The sequence below is a fragment of the Mesorhizobium sp. M7A.F.Ca.MR.148.00.0.0 genome (assembly GCF_003997735.1).
Classification (GTDB): domain Bacteria; phylum Pseudomonadota; class Alphaproteobacteria; order Rhizobiales; family Rhizobiaceae; genus Mesorhizobium.
This window is the reverse complement of sequence record NZ_RZTB01000006.1, coordinates 1-17,668: the sequence shown is the minus strand read 5'-3', so window position 1 is coordinate 17,668 and position 17,668 is coordinate 1. Positions and strand designations below refer to the sequence as shown.

Annotated in this window: 18 protein-coding genes; 11 read left to right on the top strand and 7 right to left on the bottom strand. The window is 59.8% G+C overall.

Features of this window, described 5'->3' with window-relative positions; all coding sequences use genetic code 11:
• Positions 1-357: 357 nt before the first annotated feature.
• Together EOB49_RS03750 and EOB49_RS03745 are read right to left on the bottom strand one after the other, a co-directional pair.
• On the bottom strand, positions 358-1,464 hold the full coding sequence (locus EOB49_RS03750) for a PAS domain-containing sensor histidine kinase (protein WP_127319059.1): 1,107 nt from the start codon (positions 1,462-1,464) through the stop codon (positions 358-360).
• A gap of 7 nt (positions 1,465-1,471) precedes the next feature.
• Positions 1,472-2,260: an alpha/beta hydrolase gene (locus EOB49_RS03745; protein WP_127380181.1), complete on the bottom strand. Its 789-nt coding sequence runs from the start codon at positions 2,258-2,260 to the stop codon at positions 1,472-1,474.
• Between the two features lie 580 nt (positions 2,261-2,840).
• On the opposite strand from EOB49_RS03745, the gene EOB49_RS03740 reads away from it, so the two are divergent.
• Together EOB49_RS03740 and EOB49_RS03735 are read left to right on the top strand one after the other, a co-directional pair.
• Complete coding sequence (locus tag EOB49_RS03740; protein ID WP_127332018.1) at positions 2,841-3,026, top strand: hypothetical protein; 186 nt, start codon at positions 2,841-2,843, stop codon at positions 3,024-3,026.
• 99 nt (positions 3,027-3,125) lie between these two features.
• Complete coding sequence (locus EOB49_RS03735) at positions 3,126-3,275, top strand: hypothetical protein (RefSeq protein ID WP_245472453.1); 150 nt, start codon at positions 3,126-3,128, stop codon at positions 3,273-3,275.
• Position 3,276: 1 nt separating this feature from the next.
• Here EOB49_RS03735 and EOB49_RS03730 read toward each other — a convergent pair whose 3' ends face one another.
• Together EOB49_RS03730 and EOB49_RS03725 are read right to left on the bottom strand one after the other, a co-directional pair.
• Complete coding sequence (locus EOB49_RS03730) at positions 3,277-4,245, bottom strand: manganese catalase family protein (RefSeq protein ID WP_127380228.1); 969 nt, start codon at positions 4,243-4,245, stop codon at positions 3,277-3,279.
• A gap of 98 nt (positions 4,246-4,343) precedes the next feature.
• Positions 4,344-5,408, bottom strand: coding sequence for a M20/M25/M40 family metallo-hydrolase (locus EOB49_RS03725; RefSeq protein WP_127380180.1), 1,065 nt, complete (start codon positions 5,406-5,408; stop codon positions 4,344-4,346).
• A 447-nt stretch (positions 5,409-5,855) separates the two neighbouring features.
• Between EOB49_RS03725 and EOB49_RS03720 the strand changes: the two genes are divergently transcribed.
• From EOB49_RS03720 to EOB49_RS03700, 5 genes are all read left to right on the top strand, one after another.
• Positions 5,856-6,029 (top strand): hypothetical protein, encoded by a 174-nt coding sequence (locus tag EOB49_RS03720; protein WP_127380179.1) that lies wholly within the window; start codon positions 5,856-5,858, stop codon positions 6,027-6,029.
• A gap of 539 nt (positions 6,030-6,568) precedes the next feature.
• On the top strand, positions 6,569-7,093 hold the full coding sequence (locus EOB49_RS03715) for a ferritin-like domain-containing protein (protein ID WP_127380178.1): 525 nt from the start codon (positions 6,569-6,571) through the stop codon (positions 7,091-7,093).
• Between the two features lie 35 nt (positions 7,094-7,128).
• The gene (locus EOB49_RS03710) at positions 7,129-7,746 is read left to right on the top strand and encodes an ATP-dependent Clp protease proteolytic subunit (protein WP_127319071.1); all 618 of its coding nucleotides are present in this window, start codon (positions 7,129-7,131) and stop codon (positions 7,744-7,746) included.
• Between the two features lie 384 nt (positions 7,747-8,130).
• Positions 8,131-9,414, top strand: coding sequence for an SDR family oxidoreductase (locus tag EOB49_RS03705; RefSeq protein WP_127380177.1), 1,284 nt, complete (start codon positions 8,131-8,133; stop codon positions 9,412-9,414).
• Entirely contained in the window at positions 9,414-9,896 is a 483-nt protein-coding gene (locus EOB49_RS03700; RefSeq protein WP_127380176.1) for a DUF2269 family protein, read from the top strand. The genes EOB49_RS03705 and EOB49_RS03700 overlap by 1 nt, the downstream gene beginning before the upstream one ends.
• A 310-nt stretch (positions 9,897-10,206) precedes the next feature.
• Here EOB49_RS03700 and EOB49_RS03695 read toward each other — a convergent pair whose 3' ends face one another.
• Positions 10,207-11,196 carry an alpha/beta hydrolase gene (locus tag EOB49_RS03695; RefSeq protein WP_127380175.1) on the bottom strand — a complete coding sequence of 330 codons (990 nt, stop codon included), beginning with the start codon at positions 11,194-11,196 and terminating at the stop codon, positions 10,207-10,209.
• 1,180 nt (positions 11,197-12,376) lie between these two features.
• On the opposite strand from EOB49_RS03695, the gene sdhD reads away from it, so the two are divergent.
• Positions 12,377-12,766 carry a succinate dehydrogenase, hydrophobic membrane anchor protein gene (gene sdhD / locus EOB49_RS03675; protein WP_127380172.1) on the top strand — a complete coding sequence of 130 codons (390 nt, stop codon included), beginning with the start codon at positions 12,377-12,379 and terminating at the stop codon, positions 12,764-12,766.
• A gap of 66 nt (positions 12,767-12,832) precedes the next feature.
• Here the strand turns inward: sdhD and ctaD are convergent, their stop codons facing one another.
• Positions 12,833-14,491, bottom strand: a complete 1,659-nt coding sequence (gene ctaD / locus EOB49_RS03670) for a cytochrome c oxidase subunit I (RefSeq protein WP_127380227.1) — start codon at positions 14,489-14,491, stop codon at positions 12,833-12,835.
• A gap of 328 nt (positions 14,492-14,819) precedes the next feature.
• Between ctaD and EOB49_RS03660 the strand changes: the two genes are divergently transcribed.
• Together EOB49_RS03660 and EOB49_RS03650 are read left to right on the top strand one after the other, a co-directional pair.
• On the top strand, positions 14,820-15,626 hold the full coding sequence (locus tag EOB49_RS03660; protein WP_127380171.1) for a DUF2243 domain-containing protein: 807 nt from the start codon (positions 14,820-14,822) through the stop codon (positions 15,624-15,626).
• 867 nt (positions 15,627-16,493) lie between these two features.
• Positions 16,494-16,796, top strand: coding sequence for a hypothetical protein (locus EOB49_RS03650; protein WP_127321695.1), 303 nt, complete (start codon positions 16,494-16,496; stop codon positions 16,794-16,796).
• A gap of 153 nt (positions 16,797-16,949) precedes the next feature.
• Here the strand turns inward: EOB49_RS03650 and EOB49_RS03645 are convergent, their stop codons facing one another.
• Positions 16,950-17,138: a DUF3606 domain-containing protein gene (locus EOB49_RS03645; protein ID WP_127321696.1), complete on the bottom strand. Its 189-nt coding sequence runs from the start codon at positions 17,136-17,138 to the stop codon at positions 16,950-16,952.
• 140 nt (positions 17,139-17,278) lie between these two features.
• Between EOB49_RS03645 and EOB49_RS03640 the strand changes: the two genes are divergently transcribed.
• Positions 17,279-17,509, top strand: a complete 231-nt coding sequence (locus tag EOB49_RS03640; RefSeq protein ID WP_127380169.1) for a hypothetical protein — start codon at positions 17,279-17,281, stop codon at positions 17,507-17,509.
• The last annotated feature ends 159 nt before the right edge of the window (positions 17,510-17,668 follow it).

The window sequence follows — 17,668 nt, the reverse complement described above, 5'->3', positions numbered from 1 at the left end:
TCCTACCAGAATACCGTTGAATTTACAGTTTGGTAAAAAATTCCCCATCAATCGTAGACTGACTTCGCAGCCGCCAGTGAGGAAGGAGGGTGACGGCCTTCCGGTGTCCTGCTCGGCTAGGAAAACCAAGCGCGATCCAAACTTCCATCCTGGGAGCAAGGTTGCCTTGAATCGAAAGTGGGTCCGCCCCACTGGCAGGCAGAGGCGGACTCGGCCGAGGCTTGGGGACCTCGACCGGCAGCGGGGACGCTGCCGCCGTTTCGAACCTGTTCCGACTGTCAAGTTCCGCTAACGCACAAAAGAGCCCGTCACCTTCCGGCAGCGGGGGTGGAGAGCAGCCATGAGATAGTTGTGCGATCAATTTGCGGGGATATGGAGACTAAAGCGCGTTTGCTCCACATCGGAGACTACGTCCAAGCTTCCACCATGGGCGCGGGCAATTTCTGACGCGATGAAGAGCCCCAATCCCAGGCCCTGTTGGCGGCTCTTTGCCTCTCCTCGATAAAATGGCTGAAAGAGGCGTTGCAGCGCCGATTCCGGAATAGGCTTACCGCCGTTCGCAACCGACAGGCTAAAGAGGCCGTCCTGAACCTGCGCGGCTACCTTGATCGGAGTTTCAGGGTCGCCATGGGCGATGGCGTTTCCCATTAGGTTCGAGAAAAGCTGCGCGATCCTCGCATGATCAGCATCGATCATGCGTCCGTCCAGATTGAACGACACCTCGATCTGACGCTCCGGGTAGCTTGATCTTATCTCGTCAAGCACCTGCTGCAATGCGGGCTGGATCGGGTTATCGCGGTCCCTCGATAGTCCGAGCCCCCCTCCAAGTCGACCTCTCGCGAAATCCAAGACATTGTCGATCAAACCGCTCATCCGGGAAACGCTGGCCAGCATGAGGCGCAGGACTTGGGAGGTTTTTTCGTCGCTGGTGTCAGAGCTTCGGGCCAGCATGTGGACGCCAGCAGATATCGAAGCCAGGGGATTTCGTAGGTCGTGGCCAAGCACCGCTATGAACTGCTCGCGCAGTTCCGCAGTCTGTTGTGCGGAATTCAGGCCGATCTGCAGCTCGCGTCTGGCCTCACTCAGCTCTCGCTCGTAGCGTCGACGCTGCGTCGCGCGAAAGAGCGCCACGCGTGTCTCAATTAATTCTCCAGTGGGCGTCCGCTTTTCCCAGGCGTTGGCTAGGACTGACAGGCTCTCGCCATCCGACTTCATCACGTCCAACGCAACCTCATCAAAGGAGCCCTGCATCCTCAACAGGGGAGCGAAATGTGTCTCATAGAACATTCTTCCGGCGATATTGAGGATGTCACGGAAGCGTTTCCCGACAACTGCCTCCCTAGAAAACCCGGTCCATTTGTAGAAAGTAGTGTTTGCGTCGTCGATGCGCCCATCGGCAGCTACAACGAGGTAGCCACAAGGCGCGTTCTCAAAAAGGTCGAGGTATCTGTTACCAGCGTTCATTGTGTAGTCAGACGAACGACCGTATCGCCGCAACAACTTCCTGCGGCGAGCTGAGATTTGGGCAGTGGCCGACCGCGTCGAGGTGAACCAATTTACTGCCCGCGATGTGGTCGCGGACGTACTCACCGACTTGATCGCCGGCAATGATGTCGTCGGAACACTGCAGCACTAGCGTCCGCGCGGTGACTTTCGGCAGGTCGGCTCTGTTGTCGGATGTGAATGTGGCCCGCGCGAATTCACGAGCGATGTCGGGATCAGTTCGACAAAAGCTGTTGGTGAGCTCCTCAGCAAGTTCCGGCCGATCCGCGTTCCCCATGATTGCTGGCGCCATCGCGGCCGACCAGCCCATGTGGTTGTCGGCTAGAGATGAAAGCAGGCCCTCGACATCAGCCTCTGAAAAGCCGCCGACATAGCCGTCATCGTTTATATAGCGCGGAGACGGACCAACCAAAACAAGGGTCTCGAATATTTCGGGTGCCTTCAAGGATGCGAGCACCCCGATCATTGCGCTGACGGAATGCCCGACGAATACCGTTTTCCGCAATTCGAGAGCCCGACCGATTTCAATGAGGTCATCCGCGTAGCCGTCCAGCGAGGCGTATTTAGCGCTGTCGTACGCAGACAGGTCGGACTTCCCAGCCCCTACCTGGTCGAAAAGTACGGTGCGAAAATCGTGGCGGAATGCAGGCTCGACAAAACGCCACATGTTTTGATCACAGCCGAAGCCGTGGGCAAACACCATCGTTTTAGGTCCCGTGCCATGAGCCAGAACATTGTTGCGCTTCAGAACGTACATGTCTTCAGACCAGAGGAAATCGACACCTAAATAGCCCGTCTGAAAAAAACTTCAAATGGCAACGAAATGACGCCCGCACTCGGAGCGTATCTCTAGTCTGCACGTGGAGTTGATGAAGTTGTTCGTATAACCATATGGCGCAGCCCATTCCGGTGCTCGTTGTCGAGGACGACGAACTCATCCGGATCGATATCGTCGACTTCCTTGGGCATGAGGGGTTCGTCGATTACGAGGCAGCCGGTGCGGACGAGGATTCTGCTTCTGGAACAACATCCATCGGTTTGAATGCTGTCGGGAGACGATGCGAGGATACGGATAGCGGAAAATTTGCTCACGCGCATTGGTGTGGAGTTCGTCCATGGGGAAAATACCTTCTCCGCTTGAGGCACGCTTGGACATGAGGCGTGAAGCGCAAAAGAGCTGGGGATGCTGTTGGTAGCGAGACGTCTGCCGGTAACATATCGCTCAACAATTACCCCGCCTGCTAGGCCGGGCACTGTCTCGGTTGAAGTTTATCCGCCCTATCTGTCGCACGACGGGCCGATCTCCTATATGCTTAGCGGAAAGCATGTGAGTGCCAATGCCCTTCACTGTCATCTGGTATGGAAGACGCGGCATCGTCGACAAAGTCTCCTTCGACGCGGAGAAGGCGGCAAAAGACCATGCCATCGCGATGTTCCCGACCCGTAAGGGTGACGATGGGATCGTTTCAGTTGAAGTTCGTAAAGACAACGGCGCCGTCGTCTTTAGTCACGCGGAGAACTGAGAGAGCGAGGCCAGCGCCACAGCCGCCATCGATCCGTTCGATCTGCCGGGGGCGCGGATCGGCCGGCAATACCTCCAGCTGTGGCCTCGATCCGCGGCTGTGCCGAGAACGACTGGCCTGTCGCCGATGTCGTCGGACGGCTTGAATTGGGGCGCTGGGATCGAGCGGTCGATCGCCGAATATTCATTCGGCACTCAGGCCAAAATCGCCATTGCCGCCGCGCTGCTCGGCGCGCCATCGCTGCTCTAAACTAACGCTTACGTGCGCGTTTGACAGCAGCCTCTGCCACGGCCGGGGCCTCCTGAATGCTTGCCGCGCCGCCAAAATCCGCGTTCTTGGTTCTGCCGGCTCCCGGGCCAGCGCCCAGATCAGCGCCTGTGGTCGGATCGGAAGCCGGATTGGATAGAGTACGCTCGGCCATCTTGGCCACCACCTTCATGTCTTTGGCGCCCAGCTTCACAGTTGCCAGGCCGTCTCCGCCGTCGACAGGCATCACCTGTTCAATGTCATCGATGCGATCCCACTCTTCGCCGGAATTCCATGGGCCAGTGACATCGCCGTCGCCTTGAGAGGTGTTGACGTACATGCTGGCATACTTCTCGATGCCCGGAAGCTTGCCTGACGGGAAATTGTTTTCGATGGCGTAAAGGGCTTTCTCAAACGACTTCTGGTGAGCGATCTCGCGGGTCATCAGGAAGCCGAGCGCGTCCTTGATGCCCGGGTCGTCGGTGATGTTGATGAGGCGTTCATAAACGATCTTGGCGCGCGCTTCGGCCGCGATATTCGATCGCAGATCCACCGTAGGTTCGCCGCGCGAGTCGACATAGGCCGCGGTCCAGGGAACGCCGGCCGAATCGCAAAGCGCGGGAGCACCGCCGAACAGAATCGATTCCTTGGCTGTCGTACCGCTGGCGCCGATCATCAGGTAGAGGTCCGCCTCTTTCATCTGGCCCTCGGCAAGTTGTGCCTTGAGCCCCTTGTTGAGCATGGTGACGATCGATCCCACCACTTCGAGGTGGCTGAGTTCTTCGGTCGCTATGTCGAGCAACATGTCGCGACGGCCAAGATCATCTTCCCCAAGGCCTTGCGTGAAATAGCGCATCGCCGCGGCAAGCTCACCATCGGCGCCACCGAATTGTTCCATGATCATGCAGGCCAGGCGGGGATTAGGCTCCGAAACGCGGACGGTGTATTGCAGGCGCTTGTTGTGCATGAACATTGGCAGTCCTCCAGGGGGTTGGCTTGCCCAACATCCGCCTGCGAGGATTGTTCCATATTGCATCGAGTGACGCAGTGGATCCGCGAGGCCATGGCGCGCTATGGGGTGAAATCCGTGTCGGGACGCACATCGCGGCAAAACGCGCACACTAGTTCGATCGTCGCTTCGATGTCGGCGAGACACAAAACCTCGGATGGGGTATGCATGTAGCGTAGAGGCACGGACAAGAGACCCGTGGCGGCACCTCCGCGGCTAGTTTGCAGGAGGCGGGCATCGGTCGGGCTTTTGTCTCCGTAGGCCTGCAACTGATACGGAAGACCCCTACGATCCGCGGCTCCTTTGAGAAGGTCGAACACTACGGGGTTGGTGCTTGGGCCTTGCGAGAGTCCGGGACCTTTCCCAAGGTCCAACTTACCTTGGTCTTCTGCCCTGGCGAGCGGGTAATCCATGGCCACCCCCATGTCTACCGCAAGCGCAGCATGCGGGGCGAGATTGAAGGCTGCTGTCTGGGCGCCTCTTGATCCTATCTCCTCCTGAACCGTTCCCAATACGTATACGCCCACCTCGGGATGCAGGCCGCCATCCTCTTTGAGCCGCCTTACGATCTCCGTGCCAATAAAGAGGCCGGCCTTATTGTCGAAAGCGCGTGCCATCGCGCGATCACCTAGAAGCATCGTGAAGCTTGCATTCAGAGTGACCGGGCTGCCAATTTTCACGACTTTTTCCGCCTCCTCCCGCGACCTGGCGCCAATATCGATCCACAGATCCTTCAAGCTGGGAGTCTGGCTGCTATCGGACAATTTGAATGCCTGTATGGCCTTGCGACCAATCACGCCCGCAACCCGCTCAGCACCGTGTACCCAGACCCGCTGCCCGATCTCTGTAGCGACGTCGGTGCCACCAATCGTGTTGAAGAACAGGAAGCCATTTTCATCGATGTAATGAACGATGAAGCCGATTTCATCCATGTGCCCAGCGTACATGACGCGAAAGCCGGCTTCCGGGTTCAGGATTGCGCTCACATTGCCCAGCACATCGGTCGTCACCTTATCTGCAAACTCGCGGACATTGTCCCGATAGAGCTTGGCGACGAGCTGTTCGAATCCGCTTGGGGAAGGCGTCGCAATGAGCGCCTCCAGATAGGAAAAAGACTGGGCGCGCACGTTTTTCCTCCGGGTGCTGGAACGAACATGTTGTCTGAGCTAATCCACGCCCGATGCGTTGGTTCCAATCGGAGCAGCAAGACAGATTGCACGGGGCTGGAGGAGGCGCGCCGCGCCGGCCCGGAAGGCTTGAAAACACCTGGCGAGAGCCGCGCTGTAAGGAGCGCGATTGGGCAGCAATTATTCGTCGAGGTCAGGGATGGAAGCGGCGAAAAACTGCTGAGGCTCTGCATTCGTCTGCAGGTCACAGCGATGGGATGACAGATCCCGAATGGCCACAGCTAAGTCCGGCGCCAGGAATCTTTTGAGAAGTTTTGCGATCTCGGAACAATCGCGCCAAACCACAGTTCCAGCCAGGCAGCGGAGTTGCAAGATGGTGACCCGATCCCCGCGTGGGCCCTCCCACGGCGATCACCAGCAGGCGATATAATCGGGACGATAGCGTCGATGGGCAAGAAGGGCAAGCAGAACACCGGGTCTCGGGCGGATCGCGAACGGGCCATCGAAGCGAACTACTTTGCCCGAAAGTGCGGCCTCACCAAGGACGAGGCACTCAAGATTCTCAAGAACGCGTGTCGCAGGATCGATGAACAAGCGAAACGGCGGTCAGGCGACCGGTAGACGCAATCGTCGCTCGATCGTCCCAACCGATGGCAGTGCATGACCTACTTCGCCCCCGAACACCTTTTCAACAATCCGCTTCAACGATCCGGGCCTGCCGCAGGCCAGGGTCCTGTTTAGACCGGCAGAGGCAGCCGAGCGAACATTGCGGCATGCAATATGTGCCGAAAGCGGCGCGATCCGGTCTCACAACAGCTTGCCCACAAAGCTCTGAACAGGTCGTACCGACGCCGCGGCCCCCGACCGCCGTCTTGTCAACATGATCGCCGAAAGCGTGGCCTGCAATCGACTTCGATCGTCCAGGCGAGAACGCCGGTTAAGGCGCGGCAGGCGGCTGAACAAGCGGCCGCGAGGCTAGGCTGGCGCAGAGGCGACATGGCGCCGTTTGGCGCCGGTTGTGCCGACCAGAACGGAGCGAGATCCCCACGGGTCCTTGCTCGTGCTTCCCACGATGTCTTTGAGGGCGAGGAACAACAGATGGCCTTGGTTGTTAGAGCCGCATATGCCGCGACGCTTTGAACTCGAAGTGGGAGATGGAGATGGTGACGAAAAAAAGCGCCCAGAGCAGCACAAAGGGCTTGGAAGATCTCTTTTACGAAGCCTTGAAGGACCTATACTACGCCGAGCGTAAGATCTTAAGTGCCCTCAAGAAAATGGCCAGGGGTGCCGAATCGCAAGAGTTGACCGCCGCGTTCGAGAAGCACCGCGACGAGACTGAGGGCCAGGTCGAGCGGCTGCAGCAGGTGTTCGAAATTTTCGGCAAGCGCGCGCAGGGCAAGACCTGTCCGGCCATCGACGGCATTCTTGAGGAAGGCCAGGAGATTCTGGAGGAGTTCCAGGAGGCGCCGGCCCTCGACGCCGGACTTGTCGCCGCGGCCCAGGCCGTTGAGCATTATGAAATTGCCCGCTATGGCACGCTTGTGACCTGGGCAGGGCTGCTCGGCTTGAATGACGCGGTTCCGCTGCTGCAGCAGACGCTCGAGGAAGAGACGGCAACTGACGCGGCGCTGACTCAACTCGGACAAGCCGGCGTAAACGAAAGGGCGCTGCAGGAAGCCGCCTAGCTGGACCCGTTTCAGTCTGCTGGGAGACCCAGTCCATGAACATCGCCGGAAACGTGCCGCCCTCGGGCGGCACCACACCCACCGACCCGGCTCCTGGGCTGGCACGGCTGCTCTTCGAGCCGAACATCTCCATCAACGGGCCCATTGGCCAGGATACGGTGACTTTCTTCCTCGGCCGGCTGGAAGAAGTTCGTCGCAGCGGCCAGGACATGCTGATGGAGTTGAACACCATCGGCGGCGATGCCGATGCCGCGCGTCGCATCGCGCTCGAAATCCGCCTGTTCCGCCGGCATTCAGGGCGACGCGCCTATTGTGTCGGCAAGACGCAGGTCTACTCGGCGGGAGTGACCATCTTTGCGGCGTTCGACCGGCATTGCCGCTTCCTGACCGAAGACGCGGTTCTGCTCGTGCATGAGCGGCGCATGGACACAAGCCTGGCGCTTAGCGGCCCGATGCGGTCCTGCATCCAGATCGTGCGCGAAGAACTCGCCTTGCTCGAAACCGCCGAGCAGCTCGAAATGGAAGGCTTCAGGGAACTGGTCAACGGAAGCTCGCTGACCACCGAAGAACTCTACCGGCGCGCCACCAATAATTGCTATATCCATGCCGAGGACGCGTGCCGGTTGGGGCTGGTCGCCGAAGTGCTTGGCTAGGCCGATTGGTCGGTTGTGCAAAGCCCGAACCGTTTGGCTTCGCCATATCCGTCAATCCCCTTCAGACTGAACAAAGTTTTGCAGGAACAGCGTGGCAGCTTAGGATGAGCACCCGATGATGGGCACCAGAGGAACAACGAACCCGAGTCCGCGCTCGGCGCCTTTGCTTCAGGACAAGGCCGTGCGAACAATGATGGGAGCTCTGGGTGCAGTTGCTTCCAGCGCCGCGCGGACGCTTGCTTCAATCAGCCCTCACCTCGGCGACCAGGTCTCGGACCGCCCGATCGAGTGGCCGGGCTGCGAAGACAGCTTCGTGGCGTCGTCCGGCTCCGCGTCCAGACAGGTCGAGGCGCGCCTGCCGTCCCAGTTTTCCGGGCACGCCGGATGAGGGTTCTCGTCACCGGCGCGTCGGGTCTGATCGGAACTTCGCTTTGCGCGCGCCTAGCCGCCGATGGATATGAAATCGTTCGCGTGCTGCATCGTGCCGGCACCGCGCCCTTCACAGGCTTGCCGCCTGTCTCGCTCGACATGGCAAAGGCGCGGACGCAGGACTGGAGCCCGCATCTGATAGGCATCGATGCGGTCGTCAACTGCGCCGGCGTGCTGCAGGACAGCGCGCAAGAAAACACTGGCGGTGTACATGCGGGCGGCGCATCGGCACTCTTTGCCGCCTGTGAGCAGGCGGGAGTGAAAAAAGTCATTCACTTTTCGGCAATCGGAGTCGATCGGCTGCAGCCGTCCGCCTTCTCGGCCAGTAAGCTGGCTGGCGACCAGGCGTTGATGGCGCGCGATTTGGACTGGGTCATTCTGCGCCCTTCGGTCGTGCTGGGCCGGCCGGCGTTCGGCGCGAGTGCGCTGTTTCGCGGACTGGCCGCATTGCCGCTGTTGCCGGTGATGCCCAGCACGGGTCGGCTTCAGGTCGTACAGTTGGACGACGTGATCGCCACTGTCCTGCATTTTCTCCGGCCCGATAGCGCATCGCGCCTTGCGCTTGACCTTGCCGGACCTGAAGCGCTGCCGATGACCAAGGTGGTCGGCCTCTACCGCCGCTGGCTCGGGTCGAGACCGGCTGGAGAGTTCACCTTGCCCGGAAGCGTCGCCGCCGGCCTTTACCGGATCGGCGATGCGACGGCTCTGCTCGGCTGGCGCCCGCCGATGCGCAGCAATGCGGCCAAGGAAATCGTGCGGGGCGCTGTCGGCGACCCGCACCCGTGGATCGCAGCGACAGGGATCGAACCATCCAGCCTCGAAGCCGCGTTAAACCTCAATCCCGCGACGGTGCAGGAGCGATGGTTCGCCCGTCTTTATTTCGTCAAGCCGGCGATCTTTACTGTCCTGCCCTTCTTCTGGATCATGACGGGTGTCATTTCCCTGACCACCGGCTGGCGCCGCGGGGTCGACTTGCTGGTCGGCACTGCCATCGGTCCGCTGGCGGAACCGGCGGTCATCGCCGGAGCGCTGGCCGACATGGCGGTCGGCGCGTTGATCGCATGGCGACCGACCAGTCGGCTGGGTCTGTTCGGGGCGATCGCGGTGGCTCTTTTCTATGCGATCGCGGGGACCATTCTGCGGCCCGAGCTGTGGAACGAGCCGCTCGGCCCTTTCTTGAAGATCCTGCCGATCATTGTTCTGCATTTTGTCGCGCTGGCAGTCCTGGAGGAACGCTGATGAGCTACTTCATTCTCAAGTTCCTGCATGTCGTCGGAGCGGCGGTGCTGCTGGGCACTGGCGCCGGTATCGCCTTCTTCATGCTGCTCGCCCATCGGACCGCAAATTCCGCAACCATCGCGGCGGTCGCACGCATCGTCGTGATCGCCGATTTCATGTTCACTGCAACCGCCGTCATCGCCCAACCTGTCACCGGTGCGTTTCTCGCGTGGCATTCCGGCTATTCGCTGACCGAGGGGTGGATTGTGCTTTCGATCCTGCTCTACCTCATCACCGGCCTGTTCTGGCTTCCAGTCGTGTGGATGCAGATCGAGATGCGCAATCTCGCTATGCAGGCCGCGGCAGCGAAGCAACCTCCACCACAGCGCTATAACACCTTGTTTCGGCTCTGGTTCGCGTTCGGCTTTCCTGCCTTCGCGGCTGTGCTCGCCATCTTCTGGCTGATGATTTCGCGACCTTCGATCGATTGGTTCGCCTTGTAGCACCGGACTTCGTCTCCCTCGTCACGGTCTGCAACATCGTTGCGCCTAGCAAGTTGGGCGGCGATGGACGCCACCGCAGACTGCCTCGTTCCGTTCTTGCATATCGGGTGGCAATGGTTGCACAGGTCCCCGCTCATCGCCCGAGCACCTCTGTGGCGCTTCAGGAGGCGGTTCGGTGGGTTGGTGTCGGGAGAAATCGGAATCTTTTGTAGGCTCTCAGCCTGCGGGCACCCGGCGAACCGGCTCCGCGCAAGTACCCCTGCCCTGCCCTGCCAACACGACAAACCGCAGGCTGCCCTGATCGATGATGTCAGCGCGCAGCTGGCGAGAGCGCGTCGCTGCTGCCTCCGTCTTTTGGTGGACGAGGCATACAGGTGACCTTGTCGATCATTCGGAGCACCGCCTGCGGGTCACTGTGGTGAGCCATGTGCCCGGAATTCGGGATTATTTCTATCAGTGATCCATAAATTTCGGCATGCAAGCGTTCCGCTTCACGCCGAGCGTCGAACAGCCTGTCCCCTGCTCCAGCGACGATTCCGGTCGGCACGTCGATGTCCCGATAGCAAGGCTTCGTGAACAGCGCCGCGCCGAGCATCAGGGCTGTCTCCACACAGACTGAGCGCAACTGAGAGGGGCGGCTGGCGACCTCCTTTGTGCTCACCGAAAAAACGTTCGAGATCGGCCCAGGCCGGAATATCTTTCGCATGGTCGACGGCCAGCCGAGCCTTACTGCGAGCGGCAGCAAGGTGTGACGGAATGCCGAGCCCATCAGCGGTACGGCCGGTAGTGCTGCAAGAGCGAGATCCAGCCTCGGTGAGGGATAGTAATATCCAGAGACGAGGACCAGGCCGGCGACCGAGGGAGCGTGCCTGCGGGCCATCTCCAGCGCGATCCAAGCGCCCCAGGAATGTCCGAGCACGAGGTATTTGTGAATGCCTAGTTTGGCGGCGGCCTCGTGGAAGAGATCGGCCTGCTCGCACGCCGACCATCGCTTTCGAGCCGGCCGCGAGCTTCCGCCGAAGCCTGGCCGGTCGAAGGCGAGGACCCGATGCTTGGCACTCGCCAGGTCGAGCACGCCGCTGATCGCAAAATCCTCCGCAACCGAGCCATTGCCATGCAACAGGAGCAAAGGAGGCCCGCTGCCTTTCTCAAGGATGCTCAAGTCCACCCCATCGATCCTCGGAGTGCGTTCCATCGAACGGGGAGCCAAGGCCTTCCTGGCGCGTGCGTTATTGTATGCCGCCAGCGACAGGGCGGCAGCCGCAAACAGTGTGGCGAGTTTTATCCGGTTCGAAAACATACTGACTCCTGCGCTGGTCTGCACGGTCGTCCACCGTCCAGTGCGCGCGGTTGCGCATCCGCATCGGCGTCGCCTAATCCCGCCGTATCTTTGCCACCAGGGTGTCGAAGTCTCACGGAACCCCGACGGGGCGTCGCATTGCGAGATCGAAGGCATCGCCGGAGCTCAGTACGTGAGCCCTCAAAATCATGGATGGAAAGGGCGGCATCAGATTCACCTTTCGCGATGTTGGAATGTGTCACGCCGGGCGCATCCACCCCGGGACTGGACGTCAGCGCTCCGGGCCGTGTCATCGGAGCGGTGTCGCCACGGGTCCGGGGCTCGGCATTGATGAAGACACGGCGATCGTGGTGAAGGGCGAGATGTTCAAGGTCATCGGCAGCGGCGCTGTCGAGGCCGATCCGGATCCGGACCATTGGTGTCATGCTGTAGAGATGAGGTCCGCGGAACATGCGAGCGTCCACGACATAGATGCTGGTGCGAAAACGCGAGGCGTCTTGATGAATCGTTGTCCGGCATAGTCCGTTCTCCTGACTAATCCCGCAAACTTCTTGAGGATCGATCAGTTCCCGGCAATGGGATGCAAATCTTTTTGCCCGATCGAGAAACAGAAAGCGCTTTTGACATGTTGGCCAAAGGAACAGATTCTGCTCATCTTACCTGCCGCAAGGGGCGAGCCAAGCATGTTCCTAGGCATCGCCCGGCACCGCCGCGGCCAATTGGAGGCGAGCCCCGACCAGGGTGGCGTACACTGTGTAGAGATCCCAGCTGCCGAGTGCCGGGTGGGCTTGTGGCGACCGCCTTGAGCGCAGCAACGAGGCGTTTAAATTTTCAACGCCGGACGGCCACCGGGTGAACATTTCCAAATGCACTGTGTTTGGCGCCACCCTTGCACACCGGAACTAAGCGATGCAGAGTCGGAAATTGGTGAAGGCCGCGCTGGTCAAAGAGATCGACGCCGTCCGCCTCAGCATCTCGCTCTTTGAAAAGGAGTTGTGGACAGCTGGCAGACCCAACAAGATCCGATGGCGTTCAGGATACGTGCTAACCGCCCAAAAAGCTCGCCTTGCCAAACTGGAGAACGTGCTTGCGCACTATCCATCCGTGACGCGAGCCCGAGCATTGGACAGCAACAGCTTGAGTTACGGGCAAAGGAACCAGGTGAGTTAGGGGAAGCAAGATGGCTGACAGACACTCGATCAGAACTCCGTTAGCTCGAGTGCGGGGCCTTGGGTCGGCGAAACACGGAACCGAAACGTTCATGCTGGAACGACTGACATCTGCTGCACTTTTGATCCTCGTCATTTACATCGTCGCGGTCGTTGTAAGGCTGATCGGAGAGCCTCGAGATGTCGTCATCCGCGTAGTCGGATCGATCTATGTCGCACCCGCCCTCATCGCCTTCATTCTGGTGAACTGCGTCCACATGCGGCTGGGCATGCAATCGATCATCGAAGACTACTGCCACGCCACCGTGCTGAAATCTGTCCTGCTGATCGCCAACTGGTTGTTTTGCTGGGCAGTAGCCCTCGCCAGCTTTTTCGCCGTGCTGGTGATCAGCTTCCGATAGGCGGCAGCGCGGCGCGGTTCCAACTCAGCGCCGATCCCGTTATCTGTCGCGCACGGCGAGCCGTCTTCATTCTATTTTCGGCAGCCTGTCCCATTGATGGAAAGGCGGCGGAGAGGTCAATTCCCATTCCAATGTGGTGGCTCCCGGCCCCCAAGGGTTCATGCCGGCGGCCCTTCGCCGGTGGAAAGCCTCCACGATGCCGGCAAGGAAAATCAGGACACTCGCGGCCGACAGATAAGATCCAAAGGAGGAGACCATGTTCCAACCGGCAAAAGCGTCGGGATAGTCGATATAGCGACGCGGCATGCCGGCCATCCCGAGAAAGTGATGGGGGAAGAAGACGAGGTTCACACCGACGAAGGTCGTCCAGAAATGGATTCCAGCCAAAAGCGGATTGTACAAATATCCTGTCATCTTCGGGAACCAGTAATACCAGCCCGCGAAGATGCCGAAGATGGCACCCAACGAGAGAATGTAGTGGAAGTGTGCGACGACATAGTAGGTGTCGTGCAATTGCCGGTCGAGGCTGGCATTTGCAAGCTGTACGCCGGTCACGCCTCCGACAGTGAACAGGAATATGAAGCCGAGCGCCCACAGCATCGGGGCGCGCAGGCTAAGGGAACCACCCCACATGGTCGCGATCCAGGAGAACACCTTGATCCCCGTCGGCACCGCGATCACCATCGTGGCGAAGGTGAAATAGCGCTGCGTGTCCAGCCCTATTCCGCTTGTGTACATATGGTGGGCCCAAACGACGAAACCGATCGCCCCGATCGCGACGATCGCATAGACCATCCCCAGATAGCCGAAGATCGGCTTTCGCGAAAATGTCGAGATCACCTGGCTCACGATGCCGAAGGCCGGCAAGATCATGATGTAGACTTCCGGATGGCCGAAAAACCAGAAGAGATGCTGGTACAGGATAGGATCGCCGCCGCCGTCCGGCGCGAAGAATGTGGTGCCAAAATTTCTATCGGTCAGGAGCATTGTAATGGCCCCTGCCAGGACAGGCAGGGCCAGCAGCAGCAGGAATCCGGTGATGAGGATCGACCACACGAACAGAGGCATTTTATGCAACGTCATCCCTGGCGCGCGCATATTGAAGATCGTGGTGATGAAATTGATGGCGCCGAGTATCGAAGAGGCTCCCGCGATGTGCAGAGAAAGAATGACCAGATCGACGGCAGGACCGGGATGGCCGGAGGTCGAAAGGGGCGGATAGAGGAACCAGCCGGTCCCGGGACCGTAGCCGCCGGGGACACTGGGCATGAAGATCGACAACAAGAGCAGCATCAATGCCGGCGGCAGCAGCCAAAACGAGATGTTGTTCATGCGTGGGAAGGCCATGTCCGGGGCGCCGATCATGATCGGAACCATCCAGTTGGCGAAACCACCGATCAGTGCGGGCATGACGGTGAAGAAGATCATGATCAGCGCGTGCGCCGTGGTGAACACGTTATAAAGTTGCTTGCCGGCATCTATGGCCGCGTCGCCTTGGTAGCCGTAGATCATCGATGCCAAGCCGGGGAAAACCTGGATCCCGGGTTGCTGCAGCTCAATTCGCATGCCCACCGACAAGAGCATGCCGATGACCCCCGCGATGAAGGCGAAGATCAGGTAGAGCGTTCCGATATCCTTGTGGTTTGTCGAAAACAGCCAGCGGGTGATGCCCCGCGGCTTGTGGTCTCCGCGGCTGCTAGGAGCCGCCGCCGAATATTCACTCATGAGCGTTCTCCGCTTCAGCCAGTTTCCAACAGGGCACCCGAACCATGATGTCAGTTGATTGTTCCCTCCCCAGAACGCCCGACGCGAGGGAACATACGGCAGAAGCCAAGGTTCGGGTCGGGCGCGGCGTGCCCGCGGTTGAAGGATCGACATTCCATGCTGGCAGTCATTGCTGGGACTTTGGTTCTGACGACAGTGGTCGGCGGGCTGATTACGGCCTTCTGGATCGAGGCCCGTCATGATCTCCACGACCCGACGGCGGACAGGGCGATGCACCTGGAGCTGCTAACCAGACTTGGCTCTCCGGCTTCGGCGGAGTCGTCGTGATATGGACACCATCACCGCGAAACTCGATCCAAGAACGCGAGTCGGCTGGCTTCTGCTCGGCTTCGCGCTGGGCGGTTTCTTCGACGGCATCGTCCTGCACCAGATTCTGCAATGGCATCATCTTCTCTCGGGCCTCGCCGACCCGGCGGGTTCCGACCTGCGCTTCCAGATCATGGCCGACGGCCTCTTCCACTTGTTCATGTACGTGTTCGCCGTTGCCGGCACGGTGCTACTGGTGGCGGCGAGGGCAGCAGGCGGGCGGGCCGGAACGACGACCGAGATCCTTCGGCTAGCCTTCACCGGGTTCGGCCTCTGGCATCTGGTGGACGCCATTGTGTTCCATTGGCTGCTCGGCCTGCATCGGATCAAGATGAACAGCGACATGCCGCTCGCCTGGGATATTGCGTGGCTGGTCATCTTCGGAATCGTGCCGCTGCTGTTGGTGCTGGTGCTGCCCAACCGCGGTAGACCGGCACGCGGTGCCTCGGCGGCTCTGACCAGCATCGTCCTGCTTGCAGGACTGACTACGGGTGCCGGCCCGCTCTTCAACGGTGCCACCACTTCCGTCATCGTCTTTCGAGCTGGGATGCAACCGGACGCGATGATGCGGGCGGTTCAAGCCGCCGACACCGATCTCAAGTGGGTCGACGCCAGCGGCACCATCTGGGCGGTCGATAGGGTCTCATGGCGCGGGTTGATGACCCTGCACGCGCGCGGCGCCCTGGTCGTCGGCACAACGCCTGTCATTGCCGGATGCCTCGCCTGGACCGATGCCGCTGGTGCGAGCAGTCGCTCCGGCCAGCAGTGAGGCATCCTAGCCCGCTTCCGGAAGGTGGCGGGCTTTTTGTCGGCCGATTGACACGCCTGGTCGAAGGCAAAGAGTGGCACATTGCGGATTGGCAAAGGGTAGATCGAAGAAGAAGAGCTATCAGAAGCCCGCATTCACGAAACGTGAGCGGCTGTCGTCGGTGACGGCTTGGCGCAGCTCATCCGGGGTCTCCGGGATTATCGATTAATCAAGAGAATTGCAGCTTGGAAGCCCGCTGCTGAAAGGTGGCGGGCTTTTTAGTGCATTAGTGGAACCTGATATGTCGAGGCAGGTTGGAACCGGCGGCAGCGTCCCCCGCTGCCGGGCCGAGGCCCCAAGCCTTGGCCGGGTCCGCCTCTGCCCGCCAGTAGGGGCGGCCCACTGCAACATGGCTCCGAAAATGAAGTTTGGATCGCTCTCGATTTCCCTGGCCGAGGATAACACCGGAAGGCCCGTTACTGCTCCCTTTTCAATGGCAGGTTGGCCGGTAAAGCATCACGTCCCGGTTCTCAGGAACCCGTAACGCTACCCTGAATTGCTGGGTTTCGTTGCCCTTGGCATCGCAGACCTTGCATATCAGATCGAGACGGGCGCCAGCACCAGAACGGGCCAACTCTGCCAGAATCTCGGTCGGTGCATCTGTGTCGGAAAGTTCGAAGCCAGTTCACTGACGATGGAACAAAACTGCCCTGTCGAACTTTGGTCGTCGCACTGCTCCCGGTGCTTTCCCCCATGAGAACTGCCCGCTGGCTCCGGCCGGCGGGCTTTTTGCGTCATGTGCTGGGCGATTCTCGGACCCCATTCGTTGGAACCGCCGCTTCAATGCGAAGTTAGGTGCCCAAGGGACATTCAAACATGGAGTTGATCATGAAACAGCTACTTTTCGCGTCCGCCATTGTGGCACTGTCAACTGGGTTGGCCCTTGCCCAATCGAGCAACACCACCGGTACTGGCGGGTCATCCACGACGACAACCAAGACCATGCCGAGCACTACGACCGACCAGGGCACGGATTCGACCACCACGAGTGGAACGAACTCGAACTCCGCCAAGGACTGCGCTCCTGGTCAGCAAACTGGCAGCGCCAAGCAGGCCGCGCCAGGCCAGCAGGATACAGACGCTAACTCGGCTGCTCCTGGCCAGATGAAAAAGACCACGGACGGCTGCTGAGCGCGCTTTCGGAACCTTTGCCCCTGTCTCAGGTTGGTACAAGCGGTCGATTCCTAGGATGTAGCCGCACATATAGCCCGTCGTGCAAGGCCAGCACGGCGGGTCTTCGCGCGATACGAGCGGTTTAGCCTTGGGATTGGCGACGTTAGCTCGTTATCGACTGCCTAGTGCTTTCGCTTCGCGCTCCAGCGTCTCACGGTCGTTGCCGTGCTTTTTGATAAGTTCCCGGACTTCAGGGATGGTAAGCTGGAATTTGCTGGCGAGATAGCCGACCTCGTATTCCTCGTCGCCCGATACGCGGTCGCGGTCACGAAAATCGCGCTTGCTTTTGTCATCTGGCATGGTTGTTCCTCCTGAGAGGAGAACAGCGAAAGTAGCGCCGGGTTCCACGTAAGGACGGGCCAGCGCTTGTCGCAGAGTTGGCCTGCGCCGGCTTGATTCTGCCTGCACGGGTTCCTTTGTTGCTCGGGAGTCTATCGATCTTGTATGGCGGCCTCGACCAAACGCCGTATCCTGCCGGAACGCTCAATGTTTTGAGCCACCATCTCTTTCGAGCGCTGAATCGCGAGCTCGGCCCGTTCCAGGCGTTGCTTGGCACTGGCGACTTCGGCCTCCATCGCGATTCCCTGGCGTTTCGGGATGTTTGTCATGAGATTGAAACACAGGGAGGACGGAATCGTTCCCTGACGCCGGCCGAAACGGGTGTGGCATGAACACCTGCCCAAGTGCCTGGTGCATTCCTTTGCAACTATTTTAGCCTATTCTGATTTAAATTCGGTCCTGTCCGAGTTCGCGTATGTTGAAGTTCATCCGGCCAATGTTCCCCACGCTTGTCGAGGTGCCGCCGACAGGGGACAACTGGATTCACGAAA